Source organism: Paenibacillus diazotrophicus (assembly GCF_042610465.1).
On record NZ_JBGJZN010000001.1, the window covers coordinates 826107 to 844620 of the forward strand.

Annotated in this window: 8 protein-coding genes; all 8 read right to left on the reverse strand. The window is 50.3% G+C overall.

The window, feature by feature from the left end:
* The 8 genes from ACAN54_RS03690 to ACAN54_RS03725 all read right to left on the reverse strand — a co-directional run bounded on the left by ACAN54_RS03690 (position 1) and on the right by ACAN54_RS03725 (position 18382).
* Entirely contained in the window at positions 1-1566 is a 1566-nt protein-coding gene (locus ACAN54_RS03690; protein WP_379152684.1) for a response regulator transcription factor, read from the reverse strand.
* Positions 1567-1696: 130 nt separating this feature from the next.
* On the reverse strand, positions 1697-3301 hold the full coding sequence (locus ACAN54_RS03695) for an extracellular solute-binding protein (RefSeq protein WP_379154149.1): 1605 nt from the start codon (positions 3299-3301) through the stop codon (positions 1697-1699).
* A gap of 83 nt (positions 3302-3384) precedes the next feature.
* Positions 3385-4290, reverse strand: coding sequence for a carbohydrate ABC transporter permease (locus ACAN54_RS03700; protein ID WP_379152687.1), 906 nt, complete (start codon positions 4288-4290; stop codon positions 3385-3387).
* A 49-nt stretch (positions 4291-4339) separates the two neighbouring features.
* Positions 4340-5203: an ABC transporter permease gene (locus ACAN54_RS03705; RefSeq protein WP_379154151.1), complete on the reverse strand. Its 864-nt coding sequence runs from the start codon at positions 5201-5203 to the stop codon at positions 4340-4342.
* 199 nt (positions 5204-5402) lie between these two features.
* Positions 5403-8378 carry a glycosyl hydrolase gene (locus ACAN54_RS03710; protein ID WP_379152689.1) on the reverse strand — a complete coding sequence of 992 codons (2976 nt, stop codon included), beginning with the start codon at positions 8376-8378 and terminating at the stop codon, positions 5403-5405.
* A 163-nt stretch (positions 8379-8541) separates the two neighbouring features.
* Positions 8542-10812 carry a hypothetical protein gene (locus ACAN54_RS03715; protein ID WP_379152691.1) on the reverse strand — a complete coding sequence of 757 codons (2271 nt, stop codon included), beginning with the start codon at positions 10810-10812 and terminating at the stop codon, positions 8542-8544.
* 204 nt (positions 10813-11016) lie between these two features.
* On the reverse strand, positions 11017-16725 hold the full coding sequence (locus tag ACAN54_RS03720) for a HAMP domain-containing protein (RefSeq protein ID WP_379152693.1): 5709 nt from the start codon (positions 16723-16725) through the stop codon (positions 11017-11019).
* A gap of 4 nt (positions 16726-16729) precedes the next feature.
* A complete protein-coding gene (locus ACAN54_RS03725) occupies positions 16730-18382 on the reverse strand; it encodes a response regulator (protein ID WP_379152695.1) in 1653 nt (550 codons plus the stop codon).
* Positions 18383-18514 lie beyond the last annotated feature (132 nt).

An 18514-nucleotide genomic window follows, 5' to 3' on the forward strand; every position in this document is an offset into this window, starting at 1 on the left:
TCACAGATGTCTCCTGTAATCGCCAGGGCTCACACCATAAAATTCCTTGAACTGCTTGCTGAAATGGGAAAGATTTTTATAACCCACTCTGTTTGCGGCTTCATAGACCTTCAGTTTTGGATCACCAAGCAATACCTTGACCCGCTCCAGCCTCCGCTGCCCCACATAATCGGAGAAATACACTCCGGTCTCTTCATAGAAGATCTGACCTAGATGGTTAGGCGAAAAAGAAAAGTAATTGGCTGCATCCCGTAGCATGACATTATGCTCCAGATGCTCTTCAATGTACGCCTGAATCTCCTCTACAAGCTTGCGTTTCTTCCCCTGGCGTTTGCGCTGCAGGCGCTCGGATAACTCGAACATCCGGCGGCGGAGCCAGGATTTCATATCCTCAATGGTCTCAAGGTCATATAAAATATTGAGATGCTTGCGTTCCAGCCCCAGCAGCTCATAAAAATCCTCATTGATCGTATGCAGATATGCATCCAGCTTGGAGATAATGTGCAGAAAAAGCTGGTAAATCTCCAGCTTGGTCTCCATATTGCCCACCCATACGAACAGCTCTTCGTTGCAGTCATCCACATCGACCAGACGATAAGAGGACATCGCCGCAAATAAAGCTTGCAGGATGCTGTCTAGGTCCTTAGCGGAGGCCGAGATCGGCCCTCTGGCATCGGAATGGAGAATCAGCTTGCCTTTGCCCAGGAACAACTTCAGTCCTAGCGCATTCCTTGCCTGCTGGAAAGAATCACGCAGCTCACACAGATGGCTAACGGTAGGACCCACACCGATGGTTATCGTCAGCGGTGTTCCGTCCGCCGCCTGTTGGGTCAGCCTGCGGAGTCTTTCGTGGCCCACACCTTCCTCCAGAATCAGCGCATAATGGAACCGTTCCGTTCTGCACGCTTGTATCTGTTCTTCGGAACAATACCGCTCGATTGACAGCTCTAGCCTGTTCTCTATCTCTGCCTTGGCCCCGTCACTGTAGCCGTTCAGCTTCCAGGACATATCATCGGGTTCGAGCAGCGCCGCGTACAGTCTCACTCCACTCCAGTTGATCCCCACTCGGTGAAGGAGAGACAATATCTTTTCTTCATCCGGGGTTCCGTCAATCAGCTGTATGAACAATTCCCTTCGCAGAAGTGGCTCAGATTCGGAGAAATACCGCTCCAAATAGTTGTGCTCCTGCTCGCGGTCCAGACTTTCCCGGACCTCTTCAAGTGATCTGCGCAGATCTTCATCATCCACAGGCTTCAACACATAACCGGACGCGCTCATGGATATAGCCTGCTTGGCATATTGAAAATCCTCATAGCCGCTGACAAATATAATCTTCAGCTTCGGGTTCAGCTCAAGGGCTCTGCGGGCAAGCTCCATTCCTGACATGATCGGCATTCTGATATCGGTGACCATAATATCCACAGTCTGCGACTCCAGCACCTCCAAGGCTTCAAAGCCGCTGCATGCGGCAGCACACACCTCCATGCCAAGACCTTCCCAGTTCATGAAGCGCTGCAGTCCCTCCAGATCCAGCAGCTCATCGTCGACCAGCAGCACCTTGTACATCCCATATCACCCTCACAATCAGAATTCAATCTGCACCCAGGCGACCTGTGCTTGCGGATAATACCATATAATTGTAAAAAGGGGGTACACTTGGATTCAGTATACCCCACGGCTTAGGATGGCTCTAGTGTTATTTCATCTTGCTCAGATTGTCCTGCCATTTCCCGGTTTGGAATTTCAGAAGCTTCTCATAGCCTGCTTTCTTCGCATCCTCATTCGCTTTATTTAAGAGGCTGATGACTTCGTCATCGCTTTTTGCATACAGGGTTTTGGCAAAAACCTCCTGGTAAATATCATTTACCGCCGTGGCAATGGTTCCTTCTTCCGAGTCCGGCAGCGGATCCAGATTCACGAACTCCGTAAAGTTCTTGGAGGTCTTCCAGGTCACCTTCTGCTGGGCCAGTGTAGTCCAATTCTGCTTGTCGGGCGGAAGCTGCGCATCCATCTTGGCTTTGGTCTGGTCAATAAAGGTCGTGTTGCCAACCCAGTTGAAACGGCCGATTCTTTCCTTGTCCTTGTCTCCCTGCGGAGTATTCAGACCTGCCTCGTTCAGAATAGGAACGCCGTCTGCATCATACTCATCCCAGTAGAGTCCCTGCCGGCCGAAGTTCAGAATCCGCTGTCCTTCTTCGCTGGTTACCCAGTCAAGATAAGAGAAGATCGCTTCCGGGTCTTTGGCATTCTTCGTGATGACCAGCACGTTCCAGCCTAGTGAATTGTAATTGTTTGGTGTGATTTTGGCTGCATCCAGGCCCGCTTTGTGAATTGGCCAGATGATATCATATCCGGCATCGGGGTCCGTCGTTCTGAGCGCGGTATCTGCTCCCCGTCCAGGATTCACCACATCACCATCCACATAGACAGCTACGCGGCCGGTTTTGAGCTTCTCGGATATCTGGTCACCCGTCTGGGTGAACAGGTCTTGAGTGATCAGCTTTTCACGGAAAAGCTTGCTGGCGTACTGCATATTCTCGATAAATACCTGATCCTCAAAAATCGATTCCAGCGTATTGCCTACCGGATTCGCTTTGGGCAGATACGGTTTATTTTCAGCAAATCCACCATACATCGTATCGATTCCACGGCCCTTGGCTCCTACCTCAAGCGGCACCACATCGGGATATTTCTCCTTCACCTGCTTCAGGTAAGCGTACAGATCATCGTAGGTTTCCAGTTTTGGTGAACCCAGTTCCTTATATATTTTGCGGTTAATGATCCACCCGCCGTTGCCGTTCGGGCTTGACGTATACCAGTTAGGGAACTGGTAGAGCTTGCCGTCTTCCGAGCGCAGCATGTTCAGTGTGGCTTCACCGGCGTTCTTTTTCAGATTAGGGTAACGGTCCAGATAATCGTCAAAGGGTACCAGCAGCCCGGGCTGACGAAGCCGCTCCACATTTGCACCCCGGTCCATCATAATGACATCAGGCAGACTGCCTGAGGCAATCATTGTGCTGAACTTGGTCTCGGCAGCGCCGCTGGACTGAACCGGAGTCATTTGGACCTTCAGGGTATCAGCAATCCATTTGGTTGTGGAATCCCTGCCCCACTGTTCCGTGGTATCCCAATCGTAATTACTGTAATACGTAAAGGAGACAGGTTTGACCGTGCTTCCGACACCTGCAGCTGTTGCTTCGGGAATTGCACTTGCCGCTGTTGTCTCTGTTGCCGCAGGTGCTTTGGTAGGATCGGCGGATGGCGCCGCAGTATTGTTCCCCCCTCCACAACCGGCAATCATAAGCACCGAACATAATGCAACACTCAGCAGCGGAAAACTCTTCTTGGACTTCAAATGAGCAACCCCTCTCTAATGTTCATTCTTTACTCTTTAAGCGAGCCGATTAATACACCTTTCACGAAATATTTTTGTAAAAAAGGGTAGACCATAATGATCGGCAGTGTAGCAACCATGGTCGTTGCCATGATCAGCGATTTACTGGTGACCGACTGTACGAGCGCTAGACGGTCCTGCGCTGCTGCACTGCTGCCTATAGCTTTCTGAAGCTGATCCGTCACAATATTGGAATTCAGGATCTGCTTCAGCAGGGTCTGAATCGGGATCAGATCTGGATTGTTAATATAAATGCTGGCCGAGAACCAGTCATTCCAGTGGTACACGGCTGTAAACAAGGACAGGGTTGCCACGACAGGACCAGAGATGGGAATAATGATGCGGATCAGTACACCGATATGGTTGCAGCCGTCAATCCGCGCCGATTCAACCAGTCCCGCCGGCAGCCCCAAAAAGAAAGTCCGGAATATAATCATGTTATAAACACTGATCATCCCTGGAATAACCAGTACCCAGAAGGTATCCATCATGCCAAATTCGCGCAGCAGGAGAAAGGTTGGAATCAGTCCACCGCTGAAGTACATCGTTATGATGCAGAATACCATATATACTTTGCGGCCCATCAGTTCATTCCGGGAGAGGCCATAGGCCAATATGGCGGTGAACATGACCGATAAGGTGGTGCCTACGATGGTGCGCATGATGGAGATCAGAAATGCATGGCCGATGCGGCTATCCCGGAACACGACCTCGTAATTATCCAGCGTAGGACTTCGCGGCCAGAACGTTATTCCGCCAAGTGCCGTGTCCGACCCCATATTGAAGGAGATCACAAGTGAATTCCAGAAAGGGTACAGGGTGATGAAACCCAGCAGCAGAAGCAGTGCATAGATAATGACTTGAAGGATTTTGTCTCCCGCCGACAGCTTCATCATAACCTGCTCCCCGCCTTCCTTCTCCGAATTTGTTGTAATTCACTTGTGCTCACCATAGACTTGAACCCATTTTTCTCGCTGCCTTGTTCGCTAGGGCAAGAAGTCCGATACTTACGATCGCCTTGAATAGTCCCGCTGCCGCCGCATAAGAGAAACGGTTGTTCAAAATCCCCATGCGGTAGACATACGTATCAATCACGTCGGATACATCACGCAGGATCGGATTGGTAGCTAAGATCAGGATATCTTCGAATCCGGCATTCAAAATGTTGCCCACAGCCAGAATGAGGAAGATAATGATGACCGGCCGGATGCAGGGTAACGTAATCAGCTGGATCTGCTTGAATCTTCCTGCACCATCAATGGAAGCGGCTTCATAGAGATGCGGATCAATTCCGGAAATTGCCGCCAGATAGACGATAGCCGCGAACCCCATCTCCTTCCAGATGCCTGTTCCCACCAGAATCCCCCAGAAATACTCTGGCACCGACAGGAAGCTGATGGGCTCCGTGGTAAGATGGAGATTCATAAGCAGCATGTTAACGCTTCCATTATCGGTCGAAAGCATCGAGCCTACGAACCCGCCTACGATTACCCAGGATAGAAAATGCGGCAGATAGCTGACGGTCTGGATGATCCGCTTGAACAGCATGCGCCGGACCTCATTAAGCATCAGCGCCAGCAGGATCGGAGCCGGAAACCCGATACACAGCTTCAGCAGGCTAATTACTATCGTGTTACGCATTACCGTCCAGAAGTCGGGCGAATTGAAGAAGGCCTCAAAATGCTTCAGCCCTACCCATGGACTATGAAAAAAACCGCCGAACAGCTGATAATCCTGGAACGCCATCAATACCCCATACATGGGCAGATAGCTGAAGACGAAGATAAACAGCATTGCGGGTACAACCATCAGCTGAATATCCCACTGCCTGATCCACCTGCTCCACCAGGATACTGGCTTTCCTTTCGCCCTGGTAATGACCTTTCGTTCGATTTCCACGTTAGTCATCCTTCCTGTTTCTGTGCTCTACACCTTAATCTTATTCAGATCAGGAAGGAGGCACCAGTACCGTGGCCAACGAAATGTGTGGTTCAGCAATGATGATTATTTACAGCTTAATTGCCTTTACATCATCAAAATAGATCGTCCCGCTGCCCTGGGTTCCACTACCCTGAGCTACATAGAAGGCGAACTCTTTAATCGAGCCCAAATCAATAACTCCATTGCCACCAGTAGACCAACCGGGCCTTGCAAAGTCCGTAAAGGGAATCGTTACAAGCCTTGGAGCCGTGCCTTCAATCTTGATACTGGCTTCCCAGACCTCTCCGTTCGTCTCATGAAATTGCACAGCCAACTGGCGGTTCGAGCCATCCGGCTGCAGCCAGAAGCTGATCGCCTCCATACCAGGCCATTCCTTACCCATGCTGCGATAGACACCTGCGTAACCGGGATTGCCGACGGTATAGTCCAGCTTGAGCCCGTAGGTACCACCGTTCAGCTGATACGTATCCAGTGTTACGGTTGCGGCATTGCCGGAGACATTGCGCTGCCATTTGGAACGCAGGCTTGTATTCGAACCACCGTAGGATTCGAAATCATCGATTACATAGAAGTCTACCGGAGGCGGAATAAACGGGCCGTTTCCGGTTTCTCCGTTCTTTAACGCCCGTGGATCGTTATAGAGCGCCTGAATGCCGCTAATCGAATTTTTGTCGGTTAAATATTGGGACCAGGTCATGAAGTACACATATTTTGGCTGTTTATCCCGCAGCATCTGCATATCCGGTAGCTCGCCATTTTCTCCGATGGCAATAGGCCGTCCTCCGCTGAGCTTCAGTAGTTTGTTGTAATAGGTGTCACGGTAATCGTTGTTATAGATGTCCATAGCCAGCACATCCACAGCATCGTGACCGGGATAATAGGGGGTTGAGTCATACGCCCAGGAGCTCTCCGCATTCGGGCTCCACACCCAGATCAGATTATTCAGACCATGCAGATTCGTTAAGCGGTCGTACATATTGTGCCATAGCTGCCTGAACAGCTCAGGTCTTGCGCCCCACCAGAAAAATTCAGCATTCATCTCGTGATACGGCCGCCACAATACCGGAATACCTTCATCCTGCAGCTGCTTCAGATATCCTGCGATCTCATCTACCTGGGCGGCCCACTGATTGTACAGCACAGTGCCCGGAGTGACGATCTCTGTCATTTGGGTTTCTGTCACATCACCCGTCACACTCTCCCAGCCGGAGGTGGCGGGGTCCATGGGCCGGGTCTGGTGATAGGTGAGAGTCACAATGGTTCCGGCGTGGCCTTGACGAATCGCCTCGTCAATCATGGATTGGCGCACTTCGCCCATATCTTCCCCGGTATAATAGGCAAAATCCGAGCCCCATAATGCCGGATAATAACCCGTCAGCTCTGCCGCCTTGTCATACCATTTTGCAGGCTCTTCGTAATAATTGTGTTGGCCCGTAAAGATAGCATTCCCCATCGTAGCATAGAGGCTGTCGAGAAGCGCAGACGCAGCCTCAGATGCATTTGGGTTCACCGGAAACATCCGGGTAGTCGTCAACTGAAGAGTACTTGCAGCGGAAATAGCCGTCCCTTCACTAACTGCTTTAACTTCAATATCATATACACTCTCCGGGGATAAGCCTTCCAGCTTGTAAGCATACATGGATTGTCCGGAAACATAAGGAATTGTCAGGCTGCTCCAGCTGGTGTCAGAGGTTTTTTTATAGAGCAGCTTATACTCTCTCACGCCAAAGGGTCCTGTGGATGATGCCCACTCCAGCTCTGCAGATACCCCGTCTATTGTTCCCGCCTTGAAACCCGCAGGTGCAGTTGGGCTAAGGTCAGTCGGAATTACTGGCATCTTGCCGATAAATACCTGATCCAGATACATATCCCCTCCGCTCCAATTACCAGCCCGGAGCTGCAGGCCAGCCCATCCGTTGCCGGTCTGAATCTGCTGCTCCGAACGGGACCAGGCTGCTGTGGCGTTAGTATAGAGCGGATAAGAATTTACAGAGAACCCTTGATAGACATCCATGGTTACTGTGAAGGTTCCCGGCGGTATCGTATTGAATTTGCTCCAAAAAGAAACCAGATAGGAAGCACTATTGTTCGAGAGTATAATAGGCGTTTTGACAGTAGAGGAATTCATCAGCTTCATCGCATACATTCCTGAATAGGGATCATAAGTTGTCGTTTGTACGGTCCCTGTTCTAATCCAAGGCAGAAGATACCCCGTCTCCAATCCTCCGTTAGGTACCTGATTATATCCCGGTGTAGCCTCCAGTCCCATCACGGCATCAGAGGTGTTGCCCGCTATATCCTTGGCCCTCAGCATAATCGCATACACTGAAAAAGGATCCAGATTATTGAGGGTATACGTGTACTGTGTAACGGATTGCTGATGAGGGATAACCGCGGTATTCCAGTCAGCAGCATCTGTTCTTTTGTAAAAAATCTGGTAGGAATCCACTCCCATATCATCCGTGGACCCCGCCCAGGTTAGCTTCAGTGCTTTGGAGTCATGCTGTGCCTGCCATGCACCAGGAGTTGTGGGGCGTTCGATATCCACATTCTCCCGAATGATACCGTCGTCGATATAATAGTCTTTGCTCGTGGCGTTCCAGAAGGACAAGCGGATATACTGCACACCTGGCCCCGGCGTATACAGGAGCTGCCGGTATTCCCATTCTGTCGAGCCTGAGAAATGAAGCTGCTCCTTCGATTGCTTCGTGCCAAAAATGTCCATATCAATCGTCGCGTTAGTGACACCTGCTGCGGCAAACTTAACCCATAATCCGACCCGGTAGGTTTTACCCTGCTGTACTGCAACTGACGCTGATGCCCCTCCTGTACTTCGCTTGACCCAAAGGCTATTTGAGCCTCCATGCTTCTCGGCGGTTGTCACCACCGGACTTCCCCACTTCTCCCAGAGCGTATCTCCCGCTTCAAACCCGGGATTACCCAGCAGATTCTCGCCAGCCCCCCGCACTGTAGCACTAGGGACGAAAATTAATGCAACTATCAGAACTACGGCCAGCCAACCATGGAACCATTTCCCCCTCATACGTGGTACCACTTCAATCAGGCCCCCACTCACTTATAGCCGGTGGAATTACGACAAGGACGTCGTCCGGCACCTCCAATGTAAGCGTTTTCCATAAAGCTCAACAAGGTACAGCAGCAACGAAAACTATGCTGCAGCAACGATGTCCGGCTTTTGTGCCGAATTATATTTTGTCCATAAGGGGTGTACGATAAGCTCCATTGCCGCAGGATACGCTGAGCACCTGTTTTCCCGCAGCATCAAGAGTGATTCCTTTCCAGCGGACCGCCCCCAGTTCTGTCTGATTCCAAGCCTCCCAGTGACCTCCGCCATCCCGGCTGCAGACCACTTGAGACTCCGTACCATTCATGACCATGGGTTCACAGGCAAGGATTAACAGATCCTCTCCACCGTCTCCACTCCCCACAGTTAGTGCAGATACATTAAAAGCCTGGTCCGCCTCAGCAGGATATAGCTTGCTCCAGGACTGCCCTGCATTGGTAGTAAGCCATAGTCCTTCTGTAATGAAACCGGCATATATCGAATCTGGGTCACTTGGAGAATAGGCTACAGTGTTCAATACCGACACCGGACCTCTCCGCTGAAATGGAAGACCTTTCCCGATCGATTCCCAGGTGTCTCCACCATCCTGTGATTCCCAGATTCCCTCTGTCCATTCACCAACCAGTATCCGGCCCTTTTGTATGGGGCTTGCTGCCAGCAGCTGATTAGCCCCGCAGGCATTTTTGACCTGATAGACCACTACAGACAGCAGGTCGGCTTCAACCCAGTTCTTCAGATGAGGTAATTCTGTCATGTATACGGGAGGACGAAAAGCAGTCTGCTCCCAGGTCACCCCGCCATCCTTGGAACAATAGATTCCGGCTCCCGATGCAATCGGGCCATCGATATAGGCATAACAGGTGCCCGTCTCCACACCGTCCTCCCGCAAAGCCTGCACAAACAGACCCTGTCCCAGCGTGAGCACAGCTGAAGCGGTCGCTCCATTGTCCCGGCTTAATGCAATGCATGCAGTACGCCCATGACCGACAAGTCCGTAGAGATAGTGCTGAGAAGATGTTCGCAGGATTACAGCTGCCGTACTTCCCGAATAACCGGGAATGCCAGGGAGATTCCAAAAGTTTCTGCCTCCATCTACAGTGATCTTGGGCGGGTGGTCAGCCATCGTAACACAGAACTTGCCCGGCTCATGCGGATCGGCGGTAACAGCTTCCATACATGTCGTCTCCAGGCCCTGAAAGTGAGCTGCCTGCCAAGTTCTTCCTCTATCTGCGCTGACGGCAACTCCATACCAGTTGGTCAGATAGAGACGGCCTTCGCAGAAGTAGTCGACAATGATTTTGGAGATCGCCCAGCCTGTCGCCTCTGCCCGCGAACCGCTGTCGAAGTGATCCATATATACAGGGAACCCGCTCAAATCCTGATCCTTATACTGACGGAGGAGCTGCCACTCTTCAGTATCGCCACTGTCCAGACCGGATACATACAACGGAATCGGCGGAACCGTCTTCATATGAGGCCGGACATCCGGGGCCGTATACCACAGGTGCGGATGATGGTTGTCCTGTACAACCGTTCCGTATCTCTGCCTGCCCTGGAGCAGCCCTGTCATGTCAGACTGCCATGTCCCGCCGCCATCGTGGCTCTGCAGGATGCCATTCCATATGCAAGCAGCACGCACCCGCTTGGTGTCACGGCTGTCGAAGGCAAGCTCGGCAAAGCTTGGGCCTTCATGCAGAAGCACCCAAGACTTGCCTTGGTCACTGCTGGCATAGAGCTTACCAGTCTTGCCGCGGGGCAGGTCCTGAAGCAGTCCCAACACTCCGCCCTCCCCTGTCTCCACATAATCCATATTAAGATCTTCATCACTTATGGTTCCTGCATACAGTAATCCAGGTATACCTGGATGGAATACGACACACCCGAACCGTTCCTCCGGCAGCGGAGATGGCTTCCAGGTCTCCCCTTCATCCCGGCTGATCCATAAGCCGCCAGTATAACCACCAGCAATCACAACTTCTGGGTGATAAGGATCTACCGCGATGATTTCACCGTACATCCGGGTAGGACCATTACCGTAAAAGCCCATATCTGTACAAACCTCTCTCCAGGTGTGCCCGCCATCGCCTGATTTGTGAACCGAGCCGTAAAATTGATGGCTGCGAACTTCCCCCGAGCAGCGGAACAATACCTCAGGATGATGCGGACTAATAGCAAAGCTTTGCACCTGGTGGTGATACGCCTTCGAGAGTCCGCCATTTCGGGCTTCCCAGCGGAAGCCGCCGTCGGTGCTGGCGAAGACGCCCGCCACATCGCAACGGGCGTATAGCACTCCGCTTCTAGATGGATGCTGAATCAGCCCTGTAATATAACCGCCCCCGCCCAGTTCAGCCGGTGACCAGATATGCTGTGTTACGAATGGAATCTCTTCCACATCCCATCCTCCTTTCTTACCTGCAACTTAAGCTTACCTTCGAACCATATTTCCGTGCATCCCCGTGAGCAATGAAATCTGCTGCTGAGCAAGGAATATGTGTAGTAATTCCGTTCAAACCCAAAAAGACCCACAAGAAGGGCACTTTTTCTAAGTGTCCCTTCTTATGGGTCTCCATTAAAATTAGAGGTTAGACCGTACGGGTCATTGGTCCAGCCATGTGCGCATCATGGATAACAAATGAGCACTGTTGACCGGTTTGGTGATGTAATCGGAGCAGCCTGCTTCGATGCATAGCTCCCGGTCTCCCTTCATGGCTTTTGCCGTGAGTGCAAGAATCGGAAGGTTCTGGAATTCCGCCTTTTGCCGGATCGCCCGGGTTGTTTCATAACCATCCATTCCTGGCATCATGATATCCATGAGCACGATTTCGATATCCGGAGTCTGTTCCAGGAGATTGATCGCATCCTGGCCGTTCTCCGCAGGAATGACTTTCATATGGTGACGCTCCAAGATCGAGGTAAGGGCAAAAATGTTCCGGATATCATCATCTACAACAAGCACTTTCTTATACTCAATCATTTCATCCGAATGATATAGTTTTACCAGCTTGTCCTTTAAGCCGGACGGCAGGTCCTCGGCCTTGAGGTGCAGGAAGAGGGTAGTTTCGTCAATCAATTGGACATTTGACTTAACCTCCTTGAGAACCGCCATTTTAACGAGCTCATCCCACTCGTTTTCCTCCTCCGCCGTCAACTTCTTGCTCAGACGGGCTACTACGGGTACCCTTTTGTTTTTGGCGTTCTTATACATGTCCCGGATGAGCCTAATGAGATTCATATCCGGCAGGCTATTATCCAGGATTACACAATCGAAATCTTTGGTATTCATCTGGTTCAAAGCTTTGCGCCCTGTGTCTACTGCCGTGAGCTTCAGATCCTGATTGCTTAAAAGTTCAATGATTTGCTTGCGCTCTTGCTCATCATGGACGACCAACAACAGGTTACGCCCTTTTTTGTCAGCAAATTGGTTCAATCGATCCAGTGCATTCTCAAGCTCTTCGTTATTCACCGGTTTCCGGAAATAATCGTGAACCCCCTTCTGCAGCAGAAGCACCTCATCCTCGTCAACAGTCATGACACAAATCGGAATATGCCGCACATCGATATCGTTCTTCAGCTGCTCGAGCACCAACCAACCGTTGCTATCCCCACCCAGATGCAGATCCAGCGTGATAGCGATCGGATGGTACTTATGAACAAGTTCCAGGGCATCATAGCCGCTGGCCGTAATGACACCTTTGAGCCCTCGTTTATGGAGAAGGTCGAGAATAATCTCATTGAACTTTTGATCATCCTCAATAATCAGGAATACACGATCACCCGGCTCGATATTATCCCGGTCGTCAATCAATGCGTCTTCTTCGGGTGTGGCCATGCTGCTTCTGCGTTTTGGAGGGGTGATATCAATCACTTCCGGAACATGTGCCTTCCGGGTCTCCGGCTCTGTGAATTCCGCTTCTGTTGGAAGGTACAGGTTAAATACACTTCCCTTGCCCACTTCACTGTACAGGGTGATTTCTCCCCCAAGCATCTCGGCAATTTCACGTGATATGGCAAGCCCCAAACCGGTTCCGCCATATTCCCGGTTCGTGCTGCCGTCCGCCTGTTGGAAGGCTTCGAATATGATCTGTTGTTTTTCATGAGGGATGCCGATCCCCGTGTCGCTTACGGAGAAGCAAATGACCGTTTTGGCACGATTCAGCGACTCATTGTCCGGGTGCCAGCCTTCGCTTGCTTTGCGGATCTGAAGCATGATCTGACCTTGTTCCGTGAACTTAAAGGCATTGGATAGTAAATTTTTCAGGATTTGCTGAAGTCGTTTGAAGTCCGTTTCAACACTTGCCGGTACACCGGCTTCAAGCTGGATTCGATATTCGAGCTTCTTAGCATCGACCATATGGCGGAAAGTACGGTCTAGACCATCTGTGAGTTCAGCCAAAGAAACCACACTGAAATCAGGTGTAATCGTGCCAGATTCGACTTTCGACAGATCCAGGATATCATTAATAAGGTTAAGTAATTCGAATCCCGAGTCTTGAATAGTCTTTGCGAACTTCACTTGGATATCGTTAAGATTGGCCTCCGGATTCTCGGCAAGCTGTTCAGCCAATAGCAGCAAGGAATTGAGAGGAGTACGAAGTTCGTGCGACATATTGGCCAAGAATTCGGACTTATACTTGGATGTGAGAGCAAGCTGTTCCGCTTTCTCCTCCAGGTATCGTTTGGCCACCTCAACTTCATGGTTCTTGCTCTCCACTTCCGCCTTCTGCAGTACGAGCAGCTTCGCTTTATCCTCGAGTTCATCATTCGTATTCCGCAGCTCCATCTGCTGCTTCTGGAGCTCCTCGGTGAGAGACTGCGATTGAATCAGCAGCTCTTCCGTACGTTGGTTCGCTTGCATCGTGTTAATTACAATTCCAATAGACTCGGTAAGCTGATCCAGGAATGCAATATCTATATCACTGTATGGCCGGAAGGTTGCCAGTTCAAGAATCGCAAGTACCTGATCTTCAAAGATAATCGGCAGCAAAATAATGTTGAGCGGTGTAGCTTCTCCTAGAGCGGAGGATATCACAACGTAGTCACCTGGAACATTGGTAAGCAGAATCCGCTGTTTCTCAATGAGACATTGACCTACCAATCCTTGCCCGGCCCGGAATTCGTTCGCTAAATGTTTGCGGCTCTGGTAAGCATAGCTGGCAAACAGCTTCAGCACCGGTTCGCCGCCAGACGGTTCATTGATATAGAAAACACCGTGCTGCATGGAGACAAGCGGAGCCAGTTCGGACAGAATCATACGGCTTACCGCATACAAATCTCTTTGTCCTTGCAGCAGTCGTGAGAATTTGGCGAGATTGGTTTTGAGCCAGTCCTGCTCCGTATTGATTCGGGTCGTCTCCTTCAGATTCCGGATCATTTCGTTAATGTTGTCTTTAAGCGTCGCGACTTCTCCGGATGCAGATACGTCAATAGCACGCGACAGATCGCCATTCGTTACCGCTGTTGCGACGTTAGTGATGGCACGTACCTGAGTGGTCAGTGTACTCGCCATATAGTTAACGTTGTCGGTCAGATCGCGCCAGGTACCGGCTGCTCCAGGGACATTCGCTTGTCCGCCCAGCTTCCCTTCTGCACCTACTTCACGCGCCACAGTAGTAACCTGATCTGCAAAGGTAGCCAGAGTATCGATCATATTATTGATGGTATCCGTCAGTTCGGCGATTTCGCCTTTTGCTTCTACGGTCAGCTTCTGCTTCAGGTTACCGTTCGCAACCGCAGTTACGACCTTAGCAATTCCGCGCACCTGATCCGTAAGGTTGGTCGCCATAATATTAACGTTATCTGTGAGGTCTTTCCAGATCCCTCCGACACCTCGCACCTGGGCTTGTCCGCCCAGCTTCCCGTCTGTACCTACTTCTCGCGCCACCCGCGTTACTTCGGAGGCGAAGGAATTCAGTTGATCCACCATCGTGTTGATCGTGTTCTTCAGTTCCAACAGTTCGCCTTTTACGTCTACAGTGATTTTCTTGGACAGGTCTCCGTTCGCTACTGCTGTTGTAACCCCAGCAATGTTACGCATCTGGATGGTCAGGTTACTGGCCATGTAGTTGACCGTATCCGTCAAGTCTTTCCACGTGCCGGATACATCTTTGACTTCAGCCTGGGCGCCCAGTTTTCCATCAGTACCTACCTCACGCGCTACCCTGGTAACCTCGGAAGCAAAGGTGGAGAGCTGATCCACCATGGTATTGATCGTATTCTTGAGCTCCAGAATCTCACCCTTTACGTCTACAGTGATTTTCTTAGACAGATCGCCCTTAGCTACCGCCGTCGTGACGTCTGCAATGTTCCGCACCTGGTCCGTCAGATTCCGGGCCATGTTATTAACGCCTTCCGTCAAGTCTTTCCAGGTCCCGCCGACTCCTTTAACCTGAGCTTGACCGCCCAATTTCCCGTCCGTACCCACCTCACGTGCCACCCGCGTAACCTCTGAGGAGAACATCGAAAGCTGGTCCACCATCGTATTGATTGTATTTTTGAGCTCCAGAATTTCTCCTTGCACATCTGCCGTGATCTTCTTAGACAGATCACCGTTCGCCACCGCAGTGGTCACGACCGCGATGTTGCGCACCTGGTTGGTCAAGTTGGAAGCCATATAGTTAACACTCTCGGTCAAATCCCGCCAGGTTCCCGCAACGCCTTTAACTTGGGCTTGTCCGCCCAGCATGCCTTCGGTACCTACTTCCCGCGCCACCCGCGTAACCTCTGAAGCAAAGGTTGAGAGTTGCTCTACCATTGTGTTAATGGTGTTCTTAAGCTCCAGTATCTCGCCTGTCGCATTCACCGTAATCTGTTTGGACAGGTCGCCTTTTGCCACCGCTGTGGTCACTTCAGCAATATTGCGCACCTGATCAGTCAACGTGCCGGCCATAAAGTTAACGCTGTCTGTCAAGTCCTTCCACGTGCCTGATACCCCTTTAACATCTGCTTGACCGCCCAGAATTCCTTCTGTGGAAACCTCCCGCGCTACACGGGTAACCTCGGAGGCAAAGTTGCTGAGCTGATCCACCATGATGTTGATCGTGCTTTTTAATTGGAGGATCTCGCCTTTAGCATCTACGGTAATCGTCTTCGATAAGTCCCCCTTAGCAACAGCGGTCGTCACCTCTGCGATGTTACGCACCTGGTTAGTAAGGTTAGAAGCCATGTAGTTAACACTTTCAGTCAAATCGCGCCAGGTTCCGGATACGCCTTTTACATCCGCCTGCCCGCCGAGTATCCCTTCCGTACCGACTTCGCGCGCCATCCGGGTAACCTCGGAAGCAAAGGTCGACAATTGATCCACCATCGTGTTGATTGTATTCTTGAGTTCCAGGATTTCTCCTTGAACATCCGCTGTAATTTTCTTCGATAGATCGCCATTTGCAACCGCAGTGGTTACAACAGCAATATTACGCACTTGGTTGGTCAGGTTGGAGGCCATGTAGTTAACACTTTCGGTCAAATCCCGCCAAGTCCCCGATACATCCTTAACGTCTGCCTGCCCACCTAGTTTGCCTTCTGTACCCACCTCGCGCGCCACACGGGTCACCTCGGAAGAGAACATCGAGAGCTGGTCCACCATGGTGTTGATCGTATTTTTGAGCTCAAGGATTTCCCCCCGTGCATTTACCGTAATTTGCTTCGACAGATCCCCGTTGGCCACGGCAGTAGTTACAGCCGCGATGTTACGCACTTGATCCGTAAGATTTGTGGCCATGTAATTTACACTATCTGTAAGATCCTTCCATGTTCCAGATACACCTTTGACGTCTGCCTGTCCGCCTAAGATCCCCTCCGTACCCACCTCGCGCGCCACACGGGTAACCTCCGAAGCAAAGGTACTGAGCTGGTTCACCATCATATTAATATTACTTGCCGTTCTCTGGAACTCACCGGTGAGCGGTCTTCCTTCGATTTCCAGTTCCACCTTTTGGGACAGATCGCCTTTGGCCACTGCGTTAATTACCCGAACCATCTCGCTTGTAGGTTGAATCAGATCAATGACCAGTCCGTTGAGCGAATCCGTGATCGTCTCCCATGATCCGCCCAGATTTTTCTGTACAAACCTTTTCGACAGATTGCCTTCTTTACCGACAACCTTGGCTACAGTCTGTACTTCATATACCAGTCCTTCCTGAATGTCCATGATCTCATTAAACGTATCCGCTACCTTACCCGCAATACCTGTGCGGTCATAGGGCATTCTATAGGAAAAGTTGCCTTTTTTCATTGCCATCAAGGCATTGAGCAGTTCACCGGCATCTATTTGATCATCGTTTTTTTCACTAAATTGATTTTGATCCTTCATATTCTCAACCCTGCCCCTTTTGCATCATATATTTTAGAATAACCTGCTTGATATCATTCAACCGAATGGGCTTGGTGATAAAATCGTCCATACCCGAGGACAAGCACCACCGCATCGTTTCCTTGGAAATGTCCGCTGTCATGCCAATGGTCACAGGATGCTTATTCATAACATTCGTAATCATTTCCTTTTCAGTCCCGGAATCTACATTCATTGGTATTCGCGTGTCAAGGAAAAGCAGATCGTAAGCCATTTGCCCGGCAGCTTCCTGCAGCTCTGTGCTGTTCTCTGCCAAATCGGCGGTGAAGCCGAGTGTCCGCAGCATTTGTATCATGAGCCTCCCGCTTACGTGATCTCCCTCTGCGACTAATATACGAATCGGTGCTGCAGGATCACAGATAATCATAATATCCTTTTCCTCCGGCTTTTGAAACGGATCGTCCGATGCAGGAGCGGCAGGATATGGGCTCAGACATGGCTTGACAACAATTGTGAAAATGAATGTTGCCCCGGGATCGTTCGAGGGTTCTACCCAAATCGTGCCGCCCATGAGCTCGACCAGAGCTTTACTAATGGATAATCCGAGCCCTGTACCGCCGAACTTGCGTGTGGTTGAGGCATCGAGCTGGGAGAATGGCTGGAACATTTCGTTTATCTTATCCTGAGGGATACCGATCCCGGTATCTTTGATCATAAATTCAAGCGTAAGCGAATTCTCCGTCTCCGCTAGCTTGTTAACCATTATGTATACACTGCCTTCAGGCGTAAATTTCACGGCATTGCCTACAAGATTATTCAATACCTGACGCAGGCGGTTCATATCGCCTTTGATACAGGACGGCAACATAGGATCAACCATCACTGCCATTTCCAGATGCCGTTCTCTAGTCTGGGCCGTAAACAAATCAATAGTCTCATTCAAGCATTGCTGAAGGGAGAACGGTTCCTCCTCCAGTTCCATCTTTCCCGATTCGATTTTGGAAAAATCAAGAATATGGTTGATTACAGATAGCAGTGCATTGCCGCTTTTGTGGATAATTCCTGCCATCTCCGTGTATTCTTCAGGTAAATCGGAGGCAAGAAGCAGATCAGACATACCAATGATTCCATTTAGAGGTGTCCGGATTTCATGACTCATCATGGCCAGAAATTCCGATTTCACTCGGGAGGCAATTTCAGCCGATTCCTTGGCCTTACTGAGCGCTTGATTGGTTTTCTCCATTTGTCTCGTTTGTTTCTTCAACATTTCGCTTTGAATCTGAAGGGTTTGGTTGGCTTCGTACATATTGACGTAACCCTCAATTTTGGATTTGAAGATTTGCGGGACAAAGGGTTTCGTCATATAATCCATTGCACCGGCGGAATACCCTGCGAAAATATGCTCCATAGTATTGCTGGTGGCAGTCAGGAAGATGATCGGCACGTATTTGGTTTTTTCCCGGGTACGGATGATTCTGGCTGTCTCAAAACCGTCCATTTCCGGCATTTGCACATCCATTACAATCACCGCAAACTCCTCTTCCAATAAACAGCGCAGAGCTTCCATCCCGGAATACGCCCGAACCAGACGATAAGGCTCATCGCTAAGAACTGCTTCAATGGCAATCAGATTTTCCGGGTGATCATCTACGAGCAGGATATTGATTGGAAAATCCATGACGCCCCTCACCTTTCAACTTGTTACATGTTGACGTTTATATTTCAAAAACATAGCTTATATACCCAAATCTTCAAATGATGAAACTTCTGTTTATCAATGGTCTTCCTTATATCAAGATTCCTCCATGCG